Raw genomic sequence first — 17,102 nt, 5'->3', positions numbered from 1 at the left:
CATTCCGGTTAACACACAATGACCGGAGGATGAAGAGTTGGTGCCAGCTGAGTGACAGGGCGGGAGAACCCGCCCGAAGGGGGAAGTGTTAAGCTTGTTTGACGACGTTCACCATCCACGGGACGCCAAAGCGGTCGATGGTTTTGCCAAAGCCGTGGGCCCAGAAGGTTTCCTGCCAGTCCATCTCGATGTTCCCGCCGTCGGCGAGGCTATCGAACCAGCGCTTGCCCTCGGCCAGGTCCTGCGTATCGAGTACCAGCGTAAAGCCGGCGTAGCGATCGCTCTCGCCGCCCGGGCTGTCGCCGAGCATGAGCTCGCTGCCCGCGACGCGCAGACTGGCGTGAGCAATACAGTCGGCGGATAAATGCTGGCCGGAAGGGCAGCCATCCTGGGCATCCTGGGCATTCTGCGGCATTTCGCCGTAGGTGATTTGGTGGACAAGTTCGGCGCCCAGCGTTTGTCGATAGAACGCTATCGCCGCTGCGCAGTTGCCGCTAAAGGTGATGTAAGGACTTAAGGGCATAACCATTACCTCAGGTAACGAAGACCCATTAAGTGTAGAAGGTGATGAGTCATCCAGACCAGGCGGTAGAGCCGGGTCTGGATGCTGCGGCACGCGGGAAATAATCAGGCGGCGCGGCGGAAATATATCCGTTCATTTATCCCGGCGGCCGTTTCAGGCGCGGGAAAATAAATCTCCGCTGCTGAGGAAATAGAATTAGTTCTTTTTGACGAACTCAGATTTCAACTTCATCGGACCAAAACCATCAATTTTACAGTCGATGTTATGATCGCCTTCCACCAGTCGGATATTCTTCACTTTGGTGCCGATTTTCAGCATTGAAGAGCTGCCTTTTACCTTCAGATCTTTAATGACGGTCACGCTGTCGCCATCGGCGAGTAAATTGCCGTTAGCATCTTTTACCACCAGGGCGTCATTATCGTCAGCGGGCTCGGCATTGTTCCATTCATGGGCGCATTCCGGGCAGATAAACATGCCATTATCTTCATAGGTGTACTCAGACTGGCATTTCGGGCAGTGTGGGAGTTGCATGACGTTCCTCGTGATTACAGGGTAAAACAGGACGTTGGTCCATTAAATGGTGGCTGATAGCCGAAAGTGTAAGTGATTATAGCGCAATCCCGCACTTTTGTCGGGCCTTTTTTATGAGTTACCGCCGGGAAGAAAATGAATATATCACGTGAAGAGTGACGGGATTATTTCCATCAAAACCGCCAGATATTTCCGGAAATGTATTGCTAAGTTCCAATATTCATTGAACTTATTGGTTTTAGCCGACTCTGTTTAAGGGTAGGTAAATTTTTGTGAAGTTGATCCCAAATTTAAACGCTGTTAGGGTAAAAAGGCGAGATCGCAAATTCACTACACTTATTTAGCGGCACCGCATATTCATTATGGCCAGAGCAGGCGTCAACAGGTTCGGTTGTACGGACTGTCAGCAGACAGTGCAGGCAAACCTGCTACGCTTGAAATGTGGAGCACAGCAATTCGCCGCTCCCAACGCATGACGCGAATGACTTTGTCATTCGGCGGAGATTCGTGCGCTCAAGGCGAGAGCAAAAGAGGATAATTATGCTTAAAAGGAAAAAAGTAAAACCCATCACGCTTCGGGATGTGACCATCATTGATGATAGCAAACTGAAGAAAGCGATTACCGCAGCATCGCTGGGTAATGCGATGGAGTGGTTCGATTTTGGTGTGTATGGTTTTGTGGCGTATGCCTTAGGTAAAGTCTTCTTCCCCGATGCCGATCCCAGCGTGCAGATGATTGCCGCGTTAGGGACCTTCTCCGTTCCGTTCTTAATCCGTCCGCTAGGCGGCCTGTTCTTCGGCATGCTGGGCGATAAATATGGTCGGCAAAAGATACTGGCCATCACGATTGTCATCATGTCGATCAGTACCTTCTGTATCGGTCTGATTCCGTCTTACGCCTCGATTGGTATCTGGGCGCCGATTCTGCTGCTGCTGTGTAAAATGGCGCAGGGCTTCTCGGTGGGCGGCGAGTATACCGGTGCATCCATCTTTGTCGCTGAATACTCTCCCGACCGCAAGCGCGGCTTTATGGGCAGCTGGCTGGACTTTGGTTCGATAGCCGGCTTTGTCCTGGGCGCCGGCGTGGTGGTGCTGATTTCTAGCGTGGTGGGTGAAGAGAACTTCCTCAGCTGGGGATGGCGTTTACCGTTCTTCCTGGCTCTGCCGTTAGGGCTGATTGGTCTCTATCTTCGTCATGCGCTGGAAGAGACTCCGGCGTTCCAGCAGCACGTTGATACCCTTGAGCAGGGCGATCGCGAAGGGCTGCAGGAAGGGCCGAAGGTATCGTTCAGAGAGATTGCGACCAAACACTGGCGCAGCCTGCTGACCTGTATCGGTCTGGTGATTTCTACCAACGTGACCTACTACATGCTGCTCACCTACATGCCGAGCTACCTGTCGCATAACCTGCACTACTCGGAAGATCACGGGGTGCTGATTATTATTGCGATCATGGTCGGTATGCTGTTCGTCCAGCCGATTATCGGCATGCTCAGCGACCGCTTCGGCCGTCGTCCGTTTATTCTGATCGGTAGCGTGGCGCTGTTTACCCTGTCGATTCCGGCCTTTATCATGATTAACAGCAACATTATTGGCCTGATTTTCGCGGGTCTGCTGCTGCTGGCGGTGGTGCTCAACTGCTTCATCGGGGTGATGGCGTCCTCCCTGCCGGCGATGTTCCCGACCCATATTCGTTTTAGCGCCCTGGCCAGCGCCTTTAATATTTCGGTGCTGATTGCCGGTCTGACGCCGACTCTGGCGGCCTGGCTGGTGGAAACCTCGCAGAACCTGATGATGCCGGCTTACTATCTGATGGTGATTGCGGTTATCGGGCTGATGACCGGTCTGACGATGAAAGAGACGGCAAACCGCCCGCTGAAAGGGGCGACGCCTGCGGCTTCGGATATCCAGGAAGCGAAAGAAATTCTCGGCGAGCACTACGATAACATCGAACACAAAATCGAAGATCTCGATCAGGAGATTGCCGATTTGCAGGAAAAACGCTCCCGACTGGTGCAGCAGCACCCGCGTATTAACGAATAATCGGTTCTTGCGTTAAATCATGCCGCCGTGGGCTTCCCCGGCGGCATTTTTTATGCCCGTTTATGGCTGAGCGGGCGGCAGGCCCTGCCGGCGCTGCTGGCTGAGCTTACGATACTGCTGCGGCGGCATACCAACGTACTTGCTAAAGGTACTGTAGAAGCGGCTACTGGAGCGAAAACCGGCGGTCAGGGCAATGTCGAGGATCGTCTTATCGGTGTCGCTGAGCAGGGCGCGCACGTGGTTGATGCGCATCGCGGTAATGTACTGCTTCATGGTTTGCTGCATCACCCGCTGGAAAATGCCCATGGCGTAGTTGGGGTTCAGTTTGACATGCTCGGCGACGGCATCGACGGTCAGCGCCCGATCGTAGTGGGCGGCGATAAATTCAAGCATCTGGCTGACGTAAAACTGCGCATGCCGTGAGACGCTGTGTTTGTGGGTGCGTGAGGTTTTATTCACCAGGATCGGCTGCCAGCCGGAAAGGCTAAAGCGCTTAAGCATCAGCGCGATTTCATCGATCGCCAGCTGGCGAATCTGTTCGTTGTCGTGGTTGAGCTCCTGCTGCCAGCGCTGGACTTCAAAGACGCTGAGCTGCTGGGCGGAGAGCGATTTAATCACCATCCCGTGGGTGACGTTATTGATCAGTTCGCGATCCAGCGGCCAGGATAAAAACAGATGCATCGGCAGATTAAAGATAGCCATTTGCCGGCAATTGCCGGGGCGAGTCAGCTGGTGCGGCGTACAGGCCCAGAACAGGCTGATATAGCCCTGTTTGATGAGTACCGTTTCATTGTTAATCAGATACTCCACATCGCCGTCGAACGGCACGTTGACCTCCACCTGGCCGTGCCAGTGGCTGGTGGCCATCGCGTGGGGCGGGCGCAGCTCAATATCCATCCGCTGATATTCGGAATAGAGCGCCAGCGGGCTGCGGGGCTGTTTCTCGTCGCTGCTGCTCATATGCGGGTCGTGGCGCGAAGGCGGGCGGTTTGGTTCCATGACGGCGTGGGTTCCTGAATCATCACACGTGCTGGTTTTTTGCACCGGTATGCCGTTATCTTAGCGGAATAAACGGCCCGTTTTCTCTACTTTTTCGCCGATTCGTTCCCATAAACTCAGATTTCGTGTTATCCCGCTGTCGATCTGAGTTTCCGGGAAGGCTCTGTCGGGAAGAGGGCAGCGGGAGGCGGCGCGGACATGCCACTCTGCAGGGGTTCAATGACCTGATGGAGAGAGCACTATGTCTGCCCCAAAAATTACGTTTATCGGCGCTGGCTCAACGGTTTTCGTCAAAAATATTCTCGGTGACGTTTTTCAGCGCCCGGCGTTGAAATCGGCGCACGTTGCGCTGATGGATATCGATGCGACCCGCCTGGAAGAGTCGCATATTGTGGTGCGTAAGCTGATGGATTCCGTCGGCGCCGACGGTGAAATTAGCTGCCATCGCGAGCAGAGAACTGCGCTGAAGGATGCGGATTTTGTGGTGGTGGCTTTTCAGATTGGCGGCTATCAGCCCTGTACCGTCACCGATTTTGAAGTCTGTAAGCTGCATGGCCTGGAACAAACCATTGCCGATACGCTCGGCCCGGGCGGAATCATGCGCGCATTACGCACCATTCCGCACCTGTGGCGCATTTGCGAGGACATGATGGAGGTGTGCCCGCAGGCGACCATGCTGAACTATGTTAATCCGATGGCGATGAATACCTGGGCGATGTATGCGCGCTATCCGCATATTAAACAGGTTGGGTTGTGCCATTCGGTGCAGGGAACGGCGGAAGAGCTGGCGCACGATCTCGATCTCGACCCGGCGGATTTACGCTATCGCTGCGCGGGCATCAACCATATGGCGTTCTATCTGTCGCTGGAGAAAAAACGCGCAGACGGCAGCTACGTCAACATTTATCCGGATATGCTGCAGGCCTTTGCCGAGGGACGGGCGCCGAAGCATCGGGAGAACTCGCGCTGCCAGAATATTGTTCGCTATGAGATGTTCAAAAAGCTGGGTTACTTCGTGACGGAGTCGTCAGAGCACTTCGCGGAATATACGCCGTGGTTTATCAAGCCGGGGCGCGAAGATCTGATTGAACGCTATCAGGTGCCGCTGGATGAATATCCCAAACGCTGCGTGGAGCAGGTGGCCAACTGGCACAAAGAGCTGGAACAGTATAAAACCCGCGAGCGGATTGAGATTAAACCCTCCCGCGAGTATGCCAGCACTATTATGAACGCCATCTGGACCGGTGAGCCGAGTGTCGTGTACGGTAACGTGCGCAACGAAGGGCTCATCGACAACCTGCCGCAAGGGTGCTGCGTGGAAGTGGCCTGTCTGGTGGATGCGAACGGTATTCAGCCCACCAAAGTCGGGAAGCTGCCTGCGCACCTGGCGGCGCTGATGCAGACCAATATTAACGTCCAGACTCTGCTGACCGAGGCCATTCTTACCGAGAACCGGGACTACATCTATTATGCCACGATGATGGATCCGCATACGTCCGCGGCGCTGGGCATCGAAGAGATTTATGCGCTGGTGGACGATTTGATTGCCAGCCATGGCGACTGGCTACCGGAGTGGGTACATCGTTAGTCGGTTCTGTATGCGGCAGGGTACTGCATTTCAGCCGGGCAGCGGCTAGCGCCTTGCCCGGCCGACAGGCTCTATGTCATCAAAGAATGTCGCGTCTTGTATCGACCTTGCCGGCCCGCGCAGGCGGGCCATGGCAGAAGAGCCTGCTGTGCTACAGGCTTAACTATGTGCCAGAAAGCGGGCGAGCTGCTGCTGCAGCAGCCGGTTTTCGCGGGTCAGCCGCGCATTCTCATCCAGCAGCGTTAATGCCACTGCGATACCCGGCCAGTCCAGCTCCAGCTCCCGACGCAGGCGCATCGCACGGTGGACAATCATTACCGCGCTATCATCGAACAACCAGACCTCCGTCTGCGGCTGACGTGGCTCAATCACGCCCAGGCCGACGATCTCGCGCAGATCTTCTTCAGAAACGCCGGTATGCAGACAAAACTCCGTTATCGTAAAAGTCACTGCCATTTTAGCCATTATGCTTTCCCCCATGCTTGACGCGGCTCGAAGCCGGCCTCTGCATCGGCCAGCTGTTGCCAGAGCGCGCTGGCTTTCTCATTCGGTTTGGGCGGCATGACGATTTTAATCACGGCATATAAATCGCCGGTGGCCGTTTTGCTGGCCAGCCCTTTCCCTTTAATTCGTAAACGCTGTCCCGCCTGGCTACCCGGCGGGATGGTCAGCAGGATGCTCTCTTTGAGCGTCGGGATGGTCACTTTGGCGCCAAGCGCCGCTTCCCACGGTGCGAGCGGCAGAACGATTTCCAGGTTATGGCCCACAATATCGAACAGCGGATGCGGAGCGATGTGGATAACCAGCCACAGGTCGCCATTCGGCCCGCCGTTTTCTCCCGGCGTTCCCTGGCCTTTCAGGCGAATACGCTGCCCGTCGCTGACGCCGGCGGGGATTTTCACATTCAGGGTCTTCGGCGTTTCGCTTTCGACCATTCCGAAGACGTTATAGACCGGCAGTTTGTAGCTGATGGTACGCGTCTGCTCGGCCAGCGTCTCCTCAAGGAATACCGCGACTTCAATTTCTAAATCATGGCCGCGTGCGGCATGCTGGCGGCGGGACTGGTGCGCCTGCTGGCCAAACATCGACGAGAAGATGTCGTCAAAATCCTGCTGGCTGTAGCTTTGTTCACGGGAGTGCTGTTGACGGCCAAATTGCGGGTCGTTGCGGTGCTGCCAGAGCTGGTCATACTCTGCGCGGCGCTGTTCATCTTTCAGGACTTCCCAGGCTTCGGCGAGATCTTTAAATTGCGCTTCGGCATCGGTTTCTTTGCTGACATCGGGGTGATATTTACGAGCCAGGCGGCGGTAGGCGGTCTTAATTGTTTTTAGATCGTCTGTTGGCTTAACCCCTAGAATGGCATAATAATCCTTTAATTCCATGGCGTTATCTCATTTGACTTACTGCAGTGGTCACGACTTTCAGTCATAAGCTTAGGGCAAATGAGTGCAGGTGGGGAAGGAATCTGGCGGAAACTTGACGCCGTCGGGATTGACGGCGTCTGTCAGCGGCGGGCGTTCAGCTGGCCGGGCGTGCCCGGCCGTTGCGACGAAGTCCTTCCAGCAGCACCAGCGCCGCGCCGAGAGCGCCGGCGATAAGCGGTAGCGCATCGGGTGCCTGGGGAAACAGGCGTACGATGGTGGGGTCCGTAACCCACATCGAGCCGGCTATCCAGCCGATAAGGGCACCTCCCAGCAGGATAACAACCGGGAAGCGGTTAAGGATAGCCAGCACCAGTTTACTGCCTGCCACGATAATCGGAATGCTGATCAATACGCCCAGCGCGACCAGCAGCAGGTGGCCTTTCCCGGCGGCGGCGACCGCCAGCACGTTATCCATCGACATAATAACATCGGCCACCGTGATGGTGACGGCGGTCCGCCACAGGCTGCCTGAGCTGCCGATCTCTTCATCTTCATCCTGATGGGCAACCAGCTTGATACCGATCCACAGCAGCAGGAGCGCCCCGACAATTTTTAGCCACGGCAGAGAGAGCAGGTAGACGGCAATGGCCAGCAGCAGAACGCGGGCCAGAATGGCGCCGAAGGTGCCAATAACAATCGCTTTTGTACGCTGTTCGGGCGGCAGCTTGCGGCACGCCATGGCGATCACCACCGCATTATCGCCGCCCAGCAGCAGATCGATTGCGATGATTTGTAGCAAAATAACAACAACATCCCACTGATTAAATAGCGCGTTCATGCCTGACTCATATCATTTTAAAAAATGTATCCCCAAGGGAAAAACCGCAGCAAGCGTACCTCTGTTCTGGCGCATTGACCACCGCCCGGAAAAAGAGCGCGGGAGTTGCCCGTGCGCGATATTGAAAAATATAGTTACGAATCAATGCATCGTGTCGGGATGATTCACCGCAAAAGGATGGTACTTTGTTTTGTCAGATCCACCTGCCGTTTACTCATCGCAAGGATTATCCTCATGGCTGGTATGAAAAAAATATTGACTGGCGCGTTGCTGGGCACCACGCTTCTTCCGGCGTTGGCCATTGCCGCGCCGGCGCCCGCAGCAACCTTTACCCCGGAGCAGGAAGCCCGCATTGGCAAGATTGCCGCGGATTACTTAGTCGCGCATCCGGAGGTGCTGCTGCAGGCGAGCCAGAAGCTTCAGCAGATTCAGCAGGAACAGCAGGCGAGCGCGGCAACTCAGGCCGTGATTAAAAACCAGGCTGCGCTGACCCAGGATAAAAATACCCCGACCTACGGACCGGCGAATGGCAAGGTAACCGTGATCGAATTCTTTGATTATCAGTGCATTTACTGTAGCCGTCTGGCACCGGTGATGGAGCAGGTGATTAAAGAAAATCCGCAGACCCGGTTTGCATTTAAAGAGTGGCCTATTTTCGGCAGCCGTTGGGAAAGCTCGCTGACGGCGGCGAAGACCGGCCTGCAAATTTACCAGCAGAAGGGCGCAGAAGCTTACCTGACCTACCATAACGGGATTTATGCCACCGGGCATAACGAAGGGAAGCTGACGGCCGCGGATGTACAGCAGCAGGCGAAGAAGGTGAATTTCGACGCGAAGAAAGCGCCGGATGTTGAAGCTGTCCTCGAGAGCACCAACCAGCTGGCGCAGGAGATTGGCTTAAGCGGAACGCCGGGCGTGATCGTGATGCCGACCACCGGCGCGACCGAAGCCACGATCACCGTCTTCCCGGGACTGGCTGATAAAGATTCGCTGGATGCGGCGATTAAGAAGGCCGGCGGTAACTGAGGATTCAGAGCCGCAAGAGCCCACCTGGCGGTGAGTTCTTCACATCACGCTTTCGCTGTAAGGCGTCACGAAGAGTCCGTATTGCAGAAAGCAAAAAACCAGCCCTCAGGCTGGTTTCTTTAAATAAGTGGTGCCCGGACCCGGACTAGCGCCGCAGGCGTTGAACAGCGCGCTTGTCGCGCTGGCCCCGAAGGGGTGAGCGGCATGCCGCGAATAATCGAACCAAGGACACGGGGATTTTCAAAGTCCGTGTCAGATTTAGAGAGAAAATGTTAGAGATTTAAGCGTTGAATCATCCCCTGATGAGCGGGAAATTTTCAGTTTTTCATCTGGGTTTTCAACATTGTCGAGAACTCAAACCAAAACTAGCTTCGTTACTGATAGCATTCGACATGAAATCCTGACAAGACCGAATTTCGATATATTCCTTTCGAGGACTTTTTCTCTGAGAAAATGAAGGTCCTTGGAAAATAATTGGGTGAGCTGGCTCGCATTGAAGGTGAAATGGCGATTCACATCAAGGACCATTTCAGTGAGTTATCTGATCTACTGAGTGCAGTTAAAGGTGTTGGGGCTGCGACTGTTGCTGTATTGCTGGCTGAAGTTCCTGAGCCTGGTTCGCTCTCTCGACGTGAAATTAGCGCTCTTATTGGGGTTGCTCCAGTAAACAGGGATTCCGGCACGATGCGCGGTCGCTGAACAGTATTCGGAGGGCGAGCTTCCGTCCGTACAGCTCTCTGTATGTCAGCTCTGGTTGGGACGAGGTACAACCCGGTAATAAAAGAGTTCTATACACGCCTGGTTGCCGCAGGAAAGCCCAAAAAAGTTGCACTGACGGCCTGCATCAGAAAATTGCTGACCATCCTGAACGCAATGCTGAAAAAGAATGAAGCATGGGATCCGATGTATCACCAGCATGCTTCGTAGCCGCGCTCGAAAGACAGTTGCTATGCTCAAACTATAGGGCAGGATTGTCTACCGGGGGGGCAGTCCAGACACACAAGCTCAGTGTGTTGATACCTTTGATGCGTTAAGTTTCAGGGAAAGAGTATATTTTTCCCTATTTTTTTGTGATTAACATCACCATTTTTAATAATTTTTATATATATCAGAATGTTAATGATATCCTTTGTTTTTGTAAGGAGAATATTTTTCTCCATTTTTGCCTGATTAGAGGGAAAATAGGTAAGATTTTCTTCCCTGCCTAATATACATTTTAACTGTGGTTGAAGGACGCAAATCACTATGTTGATGATGAAATGGCCATCTATTCTCTGGCTATTAAACGAGGTTTTGGTTGTTGTTTTATTCGCCAGCTTCGCTGACCACATAAATATAAGCTCACGATATTTTATGACTAATAATAGTTTGAGTGTACCCTATGAAAACCAGAACTAAAGATATTGCAACTCTGGCCGTTCACGCCGGAAATCAGTCCGATCCGATAAATAACGCTATATTTACCCCAATTGTCACAGCCAGCTCATTTATACAACCTAATCTTCACGAAGGCGGTGATTTTTGTTATTCCCGTGTTTCTAATCCAACGAGAAAAGCCTATGAATCTGCTCTGGCAGAACTGGAAGGAGGAATTTATGCTACAGCCACGGCTTCGGGAATGGCTGCTACGAATATCGTGATGGAATTATTGCCTAAAGATGCCCATATTATTGCAATGAAAGGTGTCTATGGCGGAACCTGGCGGTTGTTTGAGAAGCTAAAAACTCACACCACCGGCGCAACTATTTCCTATATTGATCTTAATGATGAGCAAAGCCTGGTTAACAGTATTCAGGAAAATACGGCCTTAATCTGGATTGAAACGCCAACTAATCCGTTGCTGGAACTAGTCGATATCGCGAAGGTTTGCTGTATTGCTAAAGAACATGCTATCACCACCTGTGTCGATAATACTTTTGCCAGCGCCTGGAACCATAAACCACTCGAAATGGGAGCGGATATAGTGATGCTCTCTACCAGTAAATATATCGGCGGGCATTCAGATTTAATTGGCGGTGCGGTAATTACCAATAATGAAGCTTTAGCGTCCCGACTCGACTTTATTAAAACGACTATCGGTTCTATTGCCTCACCTTTTGATGCCTATCTTGCCTTGCGCGGTATGAAAACGCTTGATCTGCGCATGGAACGCCAGTGCAGCAACGCTCATCGTGTTGCGGAATATCTGGAAAACCATCCGGCGATTGCCAGCGTCTATTATCCTGGCCTGCCATCGCATCCTCAGCATCAGTTGTGCAAGGCACAAATGCGCTCAGGTGGTGCGGTGGTAACTGCGACGTTGAAGGGTGATATCCAGAGTCTTAAACGTTTTATCGGTGGGCTGCACTATTTTGTGCTGGCGGAGTCGCTGGGTGGGGTGGAAAGCATGATTAACCATTCGGCTTCTATGTCCCATGGTTCGATGTCAAAAGAAGAGCGGGAAGCCATCGGGGTTTATGACACTACGCTGCGTTTTTCCGTTGGCATTGAACATATCGATGATCTGCTACAGGACCTGGACATAGCCTTCGCTTCTATGGACATCACACAGGGTAACTATCATGCATGATTATGGAATCTGGACGATTATTACCCCGCTGGTCACCATTATTCTGGCGATCCTTACCCGCCAGGTGATCCTCTCGCTGCTTACCGGCATTTTCGTCGGCTACACGGTGATTAACCACAGTATTATTCAGGGGGGTGGCGGTACCCTGAACGGGATCATAGAAACATTTGCTTCCGCCGGTAATACGCGAACGATTGTGTTTATGGTGATGATCGGCGGCATTATGCGGCTGATTGTGGTGACTGGCGGTGTGCGTAAACTGGTGCAGTTTCTCTCGGAGAAAAATGATTTTGTCACTAATAAAAAGTCAGTACAGTTGCTGGCAATGGTGGTGACATCGTTAATATTTATCGAGAGTTCAATAAATCAGCTGATCGCTGGTGCATCCACTAAAAATCTTGCCCGACGCTACAAAGTTTCGCCAGAAAAGATGTCCTACATTATCCAGACCTCCTGTGTTTCCGTCTGCTCATCAGTGATGATCAACGGCTGGGGGGCGGCGATGATGGGGGTTATCGGCGTACAGATTGCGCAGGGTTATCTTACTGGCGAACCTTTTGAGGTGCTGGCCAGTTCGATGGTCTGGAATGTCATGGCCTGGTTCTCATTAGGTTCCGTTCTCTTTTACATCCTCTCTGGCTGCACCTGGGGACCGATGAAAAAGGCTGAAGTGAAGTTTGAAACTGCGCTGACGGAAATAGAACAAGAACATGGTGAAGAAGATGCAGATCCGGTGATTGACCACCCGGCATGTAATTCATTGCTGAACTTCTTTATCCCGATTCTTTCCACGGTATTAATGGTTCCTGTTGTTCTGTATATCACCGGTGATGGGCAGTTCTCCAAAGGCAGCGGCTCTATGTCGGTCTATTCCGGCGTAATGTTCGGTACCGTGGTCTCATTCATCTGGTTCAAAGTGCGCGGCATTCTCAACGTTGAGAACTTTTTCAAAGAGCTGTATATCGGCTATGCCAGCATGGTTAAAATTAGCTCAATCATGATTCTGGCCTTCCTGATGGGGCATATTTCTGCGGAGCTGAATACCGGGCAGTATATTGCTTCTATAACCTCCGGTGTGATTCCATCCGGCTTCTCCATCGGCTTTATCTTCCTGATTGCGGCGGTAATGTCTCTGGCAACAGGTACCTCATGGGGAACCTTTGCCATTATGATCCCGATTGGTGTTCAACTGGGTGTGTCATTAGGCATTGACCCGCATTTTATGATTGGTGCAGCTATTTCAGGATCAATTTTTGGCGATATGACTTCCCCCATCTCCAGCGATGCTATCGTCGCCTCAATGGCGACTAATTGTGACCATATTGAACATATTCGTACTCAGATGCCTTATGCGCTGGTGACCGGAGGACTTGCTCTCATTGTCTATTTAATTGTCGGTTTTACTCTTTAACCCAAACATTATTTAAGGATTGGCTATGACTGAGGTTATTACGACAGAACATGCTCCACAAGCAATTGGCCCCTACATCCAGGGGGCGCGAACCGGTAATTTTATTTTTACTTCTGGCCAGTTGCCCATTAATCCGCAGACGGGAAGCATTCCTGAGTGCGCCGAAGGCCAAACCCGGCAGAGCCTGGAAAATATTCAGGCTATTATTGAGGCCGGAGGACTGACGGTCGACAATATTTGTAAAATTAATATTTTTGTGAAAGATCTGAATGAGTTTGCCGCAATCAATAATGCTTATGCTGAGTTTTTCACCCTGCATAATGCTTCTTTCCCTGCGCGTTCTTGTGTAGAAGTCGCCCGGCTACCGAAAGATGTGAAAGTAGAAATTGAAGCAGTGGCCTGGCAAAGCTAATTCAATGTAAATACGACTCTACGGCGGCTCATCAGCTGCCGTTTTTATTTGAAGGGAAAGTTTATGTCTGTAAAAAACTATTTGCATAGCTTACCGCGCGTCTCGCTGGTGGGGGGCGTCACGCCCGTTCAGCATCTGAAGCGACTGTCGGAATATTTACAGCGAGATATTTATATCAAACGCGACGATGTTTCGCATCTTGGTATGGGCGGCAATAAGCTCAGAAAGCTGGAGTTTCTGGCGGCAGATGCCCTCAATAAAGGTTGCGATACGCTGGTGACCGCCGGGGCAATTCAATCCAACCACGTACGCCAGACTGCGGCAGTCGCCGCACATCTTGGGTTAAAATGCGTGGCGTTGCTGGACAACCCGATTCAAACCGCAGAATCTAACTATCTCTGGAACGGCAATCATCTGCTATATAGCCTGATGGGCTGCAAGGTTGAAATGGTTGATGAACTTAACGATCCAGACGCGCAGTTGCAGCAGTTTAGTGCCAGGCTTTCGGCAAATGGAGCGAAGCCCTATATTGTTCCTGTCGGCGGTTCAAACGCTCTCGGTTCACTGGGCTACGTTGAATGTGCGCTGGAGATAGCGGAACAGTGCGATCGGATGAATCTCAATGTGCAGTCCGTGGTGGTACCTTCCGGGAGTGCAGGAACGCATGCCGGGTTAGCCGTTGGTTTTGCCCATTTCCAGCCTGATGTGGAGGTCGTGGGCGTGACCGTTTCTCGCCTTGTTGGTGATCAGCAGCCCAAAGTGGAGAAGCTACAGCGCGAATTATCCGCGATGCTGGACGTGGCGTCATTGTTGCCTCTGACGCTGTGGGATGACTACTTTGCACCGCGCTACGGCATGCCGAATACCGAAGGGATGCATGCGGTGGAACTGCTGGCGCGTCTGGAAGGCATCATGTTAGACCCGGTATACACCGGTAAGGCGATGGCAGGTCTGATTGATGGCGTGAAAAAATCGCGCTTCAACGGTAGTGGGCCAGTGATGTTTATCCATACCGGCGGCGCACCAGCGCTCTTTGCTTACTATCCTCACGTCTGATTTACTGCTTTAAACGAGAATTCAAACCACTCCAGTGCCAGCGGGCCGGAGTGGTTTTTTTACGTGTCATGGTCAGGGAATATAAAACGGGGGAGTCTGAGGGGATTTCTGCCGGGCGACGACGGGCAACCTTGCCCGACCTGAAATATTTAGTGTCGCGCAAACAGTCTAATAACGCTTGTGCGCCATGATTTCGATAATTTGTCGGTCGGTGTGCTGCATGGCCTGTCCGGCGATAGCACAAAGATTACAAATGGAGTTTTCCACATCACGCTCGACAATCCCGTCGTTTCCGGAAACGACAGTATTATCCAGCGCCAGCAGAATTGCTTTCCAGGCAGAAGAGATACTGGTGGATACTTTCATTGAACAACTGCCAGAAGCACCATCGCAAATTATGCCGCTGACGTCGCCAATCATGTTATTGACCGCCATAGCTATGTTTTCATAACTGCCGTCCATTAACCAGATAATCCCCGCTGCAGCGCCCATACCGGCGGTTGTAGTGGCGCACAAAGCCGACAGCCGCGGAAGTTTACAGTGGATATAGATAGCCACCAGATGCGAGAGCGCCAGCGCACGGGCCAGTTGCTGCTGGCTGGCGTTAAGACGTTCAGCGGCCACCACTACCGGCATGGTTGCCGTTATACCCTGATTGCCTGAACCAGAGTTGGTCATTGCCGGTAGCGTTGCACCGCCCATTCGGGCATCAGACGCGGCGCTGGTCCGGTAGAGGATCTCGGTAAACATATCATCGGAAACCAGCCCCTTGTCGACCTGGCGCTTCAGCGTCGGGCCGATATGCAACCCCCACTCCTTTGCGAGACCTTTTTTTGAAAGGGCGTTGTTCATCGATCCTGCGTCGAGAATAAAATCGAGCTCTTCCGGGGGAATATCACAAATGAAATTGTAGATATCACGCAGCGAGCTGCTGGCGACCCTGTCCAGCGGGTTAATAGTATCTTCGCAGGTATTGTTCTCTGGCTTGATAAACAGAGACTGCCCCATTTTTTCAATTGCCACCACGTTGGTGTGGTCGCCAACGATAGTTACCGTGGCGTGCTGATCCCCGGCGTAAACTTTGGCACGAACGAAGATGATTTCATCACAGGGTTCCTGCAACGACACGCGCACAGCACCGACCTCCAGCAGAGCTCTGGCGGCGTTAATCTCACGCTTAGTTGCTTTTTTGAGCACTTCGAGTTTAGCCTGCGGATCGCCTGCAATAGCGCCTAAGGCGGCTGCTATGGGCAGACCGGTCATTCCCGTGCCCGGGATTGTCACACCCATACCGTTTTTCATTAAGTTTGGCGAGACTGCTACTTCGATACGCACAATTGCGCCTGGCAGCTGCTGCGCCGCTACGGCGCAGGCGAGGGCAACCGATACGGGTTCGGTACAGCCTAAAGCGGGTTTGACTTCCTGTTTCAGAGCATTAATAAACGCGTTCCATTCAACACGGTTTTCCCGGTGTGACATGACTGAGCCTCTGGGTCGGTACAGAAAAATGTCCGTCGAGTTATTGAGTGTGTTCTCGACCTTGATTTGCGTCTGCAGCCCGAGTTTGTCAGAACGACGTAGCTCCGAACGACAGAAACGATAGTAAGAATATTACCGCACCCGCCAGAGAAAAAAGTTGCATCTTTAGTTTGTGAACGTGCTTTGAGAGAGAAAAAAATTCTTTTTTATGGCTTTTTAGAGTCGTGACGCAAATTTAATGTTGTTGTGTTTTTTGTCTTCTGGGTGATTGATGGCAGGCATTGATGTAGTTCCTCCCCGTTGTTCTGAAACTCATGGTGTAATCCGAAGCGGTCATTCCAGTTCAGGCAGCTTTATCGCTGTAATTAATGCCTGAGACCTGACGGCGCTAACTTTACCTTCTATATGACCGAAGCCGGGTCTGTGTCGCAGGCCTCAACCAGCCATGCTATCAGCAAAAAATACACCCAGAGAATAGAACGACATAATCTTAACCTGCTGGCTGCGGCCTGCGCGCAAGACCATCTGCTTTTCGAAGTCAGAGGCAATGCACAATAAGATCATTGGTGAGTGTAAGCATCCCTGTAACCCGCATCACTTACTGGAGAAGGGAGTAAGTTGATTGAAGGAGGGCTGGTAACTGATTGTATTGAGAACCGTGAACAAGGTTGGGAATCCTTCCCAGGGTTGTGAGGGGTTGAACAAGCCTGTCGGCACGGTAATGTTTTGCACATATCAGAATCGAAGCGACGATACTTTCCTACCCCAGACCAGACAAAGACCGGATTCTGCCTTGCTGTGATGAATCCACGAGATAGGCTATAAGTTGGAAATAGTGTTGATTGGCAGCGTGAAGACCAGCAGACGTTGGCACAGCGACCAGAAGGGCAGGGAGGTGCTAAAGGTAAAGGCTCAGGCGGCGAGTGGTGGTTACAGTGCTAAGGCGACCAGAAATCTACCGGAACCCCAGAAAGCAAAAAAACCGCCAAAGGCGGGTTCTTCTAAATAGTGGTGCCCGGACCCGGACTAACGCCGCAGGCGTTGAACAGCGCGCTTGTCGCGTTGGCCCCGAAGGGGTGAGCGGTGTGCCGCGAATAATCGAACGGAGTTCGATGGAGAGTCCGTATTGCAGAAAGCAAAAAACCAGCCCTCAGGCTGGTTTCTTTAAATAAGTGGTGCCCGGACTCGGAATCGAACCAAGGACACGGGGATTTTCAATCCCCTGCTCTACCGACTGAGCTATCCGGGCAACGGGGCGCATTA

At 52.3% G+C, this 17,102-nt stretch carries 14 protein-coding genes, 1 tRNA gene and 2 pseudogenes; 9 read left to right on the top strand and 8 right to left on the bottom strand.

From position 1 onward, the window contains the following. Window positions 1-88: 88 nt before the first annotated feature. Together yjdN and DSD31_RS23830 are read right to left on the bottom strand one after the other, a co-directional pair. The gene (yjdN, locus tag DSD31_RS23835) at window positions 89-523 is read right to left on the bottom strand and encodes a VOC family metalloprotein YjdN (protein ID WP_004856595.1); all 435 of its coding nucleotides are present in this window, start codon (window positions 521-523) and stop codon (window positions 89-91) included. Between the two features lie 195 nt (window positions 524-718). Then, window positions 719-1,054: a zinc ribbon domain-containing protein YjdM gene (locus DSD31_RS23830; protein WP_004856597.1), complete on the bottom strand. Its 336-nt coding sequence runs from the start codon at window positions 1,052-1,054 to the stop codon at window positions 719-721. A gap of 540 nt (window positions 1,055-1,594) precedes the next feature. Between DSD31_RS23830 and proP the strand changes: the two genes are divergently transcribed. Further along, complete coding sequence (gene proP, locus DSD31_RS23825) at window positions 1,595-3,097, top strand: glycine betaine/L-proline transporter ProP (RefSeq protein WP_004856599.1); 1,503 nt, start codon at window positions 1,595-1,597, stop codon at window positions 3,095-3,097. 60 nt (window positions 3,098-3,157) lie between these two features. Here the strand turns inward: proP and melR are convergent, their stop codons facing one another. Beyond that, entirely contained in the window at window positions 3,158-4,096 is a 939-nt protein-coding gene (melR, locus tag DSD31_RS23820) for a transcriptional regulator MelR (RefSeq protein WP_004856602.1), read from the bottom strand. Window positions 4,097-4,337: 241 nt separating this feature from the next. Here melR and melA point away from each other — a divergent pair, with 241 nt between their 5' ends. Beyond that, on the top strand, window positions 4,338-5,684 hold the full coding sequence (gene melA, locus DSD31_RS23815) for an alpha-glucosidase/alpha-galactosidase (protein ID WP_064359445.1): 1,347 nt from the start codon (window positions 4,338-4,340) through the stop codon (window positions 5,682-5,684). 159 nt (window positions 5,685-5,843) lie between these two features. Here the strand turns inward: melA and cbpM are convergent, their stop codons facing one another. From cbpM to DSD31_RS23800, 3 genes are all read right to left on the bottom strand, one after another. Then, the gene (gene cbpM, locus DSD31_RS23810; RefSeq protein WP_004856606.1) at window positions 5,844-6,149 is read right to left on the bottom strand and encodes a chaperone modulator CbpM; all 306 of its coding nucleotides are present in this window, start codon (window positions 6,147-6,149) and stop codon (window positions 5,844-5,846) included. After that, window positions 6,149-7,066, bottom strand: coding sequence for a curved DNA-binding protein (gene cbpA, locus DSD31_RS23805; protein WP_004856609.1), 918 nt, complete (start codon window positions 7,064-7,066; stop codon window positions 6,149-6,151). Before cbpA ends, cbpM begins: the two co-directional genes overlap by 1 nt. Before the next feature lie 136 nt (window positions 7,067-7,202). Beyond that, window positions 7,203-7,886 (bottom strand): TerC family protein, encoded by a 684-nt coding sequence (locus DSD31_RS23800; protein WP_004856611.1) that lies wholly within the window; start codon window positions 7,884-7,886, stop codon window positions 7,203-7,205. Between the two features lie 234 nt (window positions 7,887-8,120). Between DSD31_RS23800 and DSD31_RS23795 the strand changes: the two genes are divergently transcribed. The 6 genes and pseudogenes from DSD31_RS23795 to DSD31_RS23760 all read left to right on the top strand — a co-directional run bounded on the left by DSD31_RS23795 (window position 8,121) and on the right by DSD31_RS23760 (window position 14,360). Then, the gene (locus DSD31_RS23795) at window positions 8,121-8,912 is read left to right on the top strand and encodes a DsbA family protein (protein ID WP_064359446.1); all 792 of its coding nucleotides are present in this window, start codon (window positions 8,121-8,123) and stop codon (window positions 8,910-8,912) included. Between the two features lie 480 nt (window positions 8,913-9,392). Next, window positions 9,393-9,839, top strand: a pseudogene (locus DSD31_RS23785) (transposase); the annotation flags it as partial. 454 nt (window positions 9,840-10,293) lie between these two features. Continuing rightward, window positions 10,294-11,481: a trans-sulfuration enzyme family protein gene (locus DSD31_RS23775; RefSeq protein WP_065905681.1), complete on the top strand. Its 1,188-nt coding sequence runs from the start codon at window positions 10,294-10,296 to the stop codon at window positions 11,479-11,481. After that, the gene (locus DSD31_RS23770) at window positions 11,474-12,892 is read left to right on the top strand and encodes a Na+/H+ antiporter NhaC family protein (RefSeq protein WP_113991349.1); all 1,419 of its coding nucleotides are present in this window, start codon (window positions 11,474-11,476) and stop codon (window positions 12,890-12,892) included. The genes DSD31_RS23775 and DSD31_RS23770 overlap by 8 nt, the downstream gene beginning before the upstream one ends. Window positions 12,893-12,917: 25 nt before the next feature. Continuing rightward, complete coding sequence (locus DSD31_RS23765; RefSeq protein WP_015585339.1) at window positions 12,918-13,304, top strand: RidA family protein; 387 nt, start codon at window positions 12,918-12,920, stop codon at window positions 13,302-13,304. Between the two features lie 63 nt (window positions 13,305-13,367). Next, window positions 13,368-14,360, top strand: coding sequence for a D-cysteine desulfhydrase (locus DSD31_RS23760; RefSeq protein ID WP_015585338.1), 993 nt, complete (start codon window positions 13,368-13,370; stop codon window positions 14,358-14,360). Between the two features lie 168 nt (window positions 14,361-14,528). Here the strand turns inward: DSD31_RS23760 and DSD31_RS23755 are convergent, their stop codons facing one another. Continuing rightward, window positions 14,529-15,839 carry an L-cysteine desulfidase family protein gene (locus DSD31_RS23755; RefSeq protein WP_064359448.1) on the bottom strand — a complete coding sequence of 437 codons (1,311 nt, stop codon included), beginning with the start codon at window positions 15,837-15,839 and terminating at the stop codon, window positions 14,529-14,531. A 444-nt stretch (window positions 15,840-16,283) separates the two neighbouring features. On the opposite strand from DSD31_RS23755, the pseudogene DSD31_RS26545 reads away from it, so the two are divergent. Then, a pseudogene (locus DSD31_RS26545) lies at window positions 16,284-16,461 on the top strand (IS1 family transposase); the annotation flags it as partial. 551 nt (window positions 16,462-17,012) lie between these two features. On the opposite strand, the gene DSD31_RS23740 reads toward DSD31_RS26545, so the two are convergent. Continuing rightward, window positions 17,013-17,088, bottom strand: a tRNA-Phe gene (locus DSD31_RS23740). Between the last annotated feature and the right edge of the window lie 14 nt (window positions 17,089-17,102).

The organism is Klebsiella sp. X13, from assembly GCF_003323835.1.
In the GTDB taxonomy this organism is placed as follows: domain Bacteria; phylum Pseudomonadota; class Gammaproteobacteria; order Enterobacterales; family Enterobacteriaceae; genus Klebsiella; species Klebsiella ornithinolytica.
This window is presented reverse-complemented; position numbering and strand designations above follow the sequence as displayed.

Bases quoted from the DNA above. Each gene is read 5' to 3' on its own strand.
- yjdN (WP_004856595.1), bottom strand. From the start codon at position 523: ATGCCCTTAAGTCCTTACATCACCTTTAGCGGCAACTGCGCAGCGGCG.
- DSD31_RS23830 (WP_004856597.1), bottom strand. From the start codon at position 1,054: ATGCAACTCCCACACTGCCCGAAATGCCAGTCTGAGTACACCTATGAA.
- proP (WP_004856599.1), top strand. From the start codon at position 1,595: ATGCTTAAAAGGAAAAAAGTAAAACCCATCACGCTTCGGGATGTGACC.
- melR (WP_004856602.1), bottom strand. From the start codon at position 4,096: ATGGAACCAAACCGCCCGCCTTCGCGCCACGACCCGCATATGAGCAGC.
- melA (WP_064359445.1), top strand. From the start codon at position 4,338: ATGTCTGCCCCAAAAATTACGTTTATCGGCGCTGGCTCAACGGTTTTC.
- cbpM (WP_004856606.1), bottom strand. From the start codon at position 6,149: ATGGCTAAAATGGCAGTGACTTTTACGATAACGGAGTTTTGTCTGCAT.
- cbpA (WP_004856609.1), bottom strand. From the start codon at position 7,066: ATGGAATTAAAGGATTATTATGCCATTCTAGGGGTTAAGCCAACAGAC.
- DSD31_RS23800 (WP_004856611.1), bottom strand. From the start codon at position 7,886: ATGAACGCGCTATTTAATCAGTGGGATGTTGTTGTTATTTTGCTACAA.
- DSD31_RS23795 (WP_064359446.1), top strand. From the start codon at position 8,121: ATGGCTGGTATGAAAAAAATATTGACTGGCGCGTTGCTGGGCACCACG.
- DSD31_RS23775 (WP_065905681.1), top strand. From the start codon at position 10,294: ATGAAAACCAGAACTAAAGATATTGCAACTCTGGCCGTTCACGCCGGA.
- DSD31_RS23770 (WP_113991349.1), top strand. From the start codon at position 11,474: ATGCATGATTATGGAATCTGGACGATTATTACCCCGCTGGTCACCATT.
- DSD31_RS23765 (WP_015585339.1), top strand. From the start codon at position 12,918: ATGACTGAGGTTATTACGACAGAACATGCTCCACAAGCAATTGGCCCC.
- DSD31_RS23760 (WP_015585338.1), top strand. From the start codon at position 13,368: ATGTCTGTAAAAAACTATTTGCATAGCTTACCGCGCGTCTCGCTGGTG.
- DSD31_RS23755 (WP_064359448.1), bottom strand. From the start codon at position 15,839: ATGTCACACCGGGAAAACCGTGTTGAATGGAACGCGTTTATTAATGCT.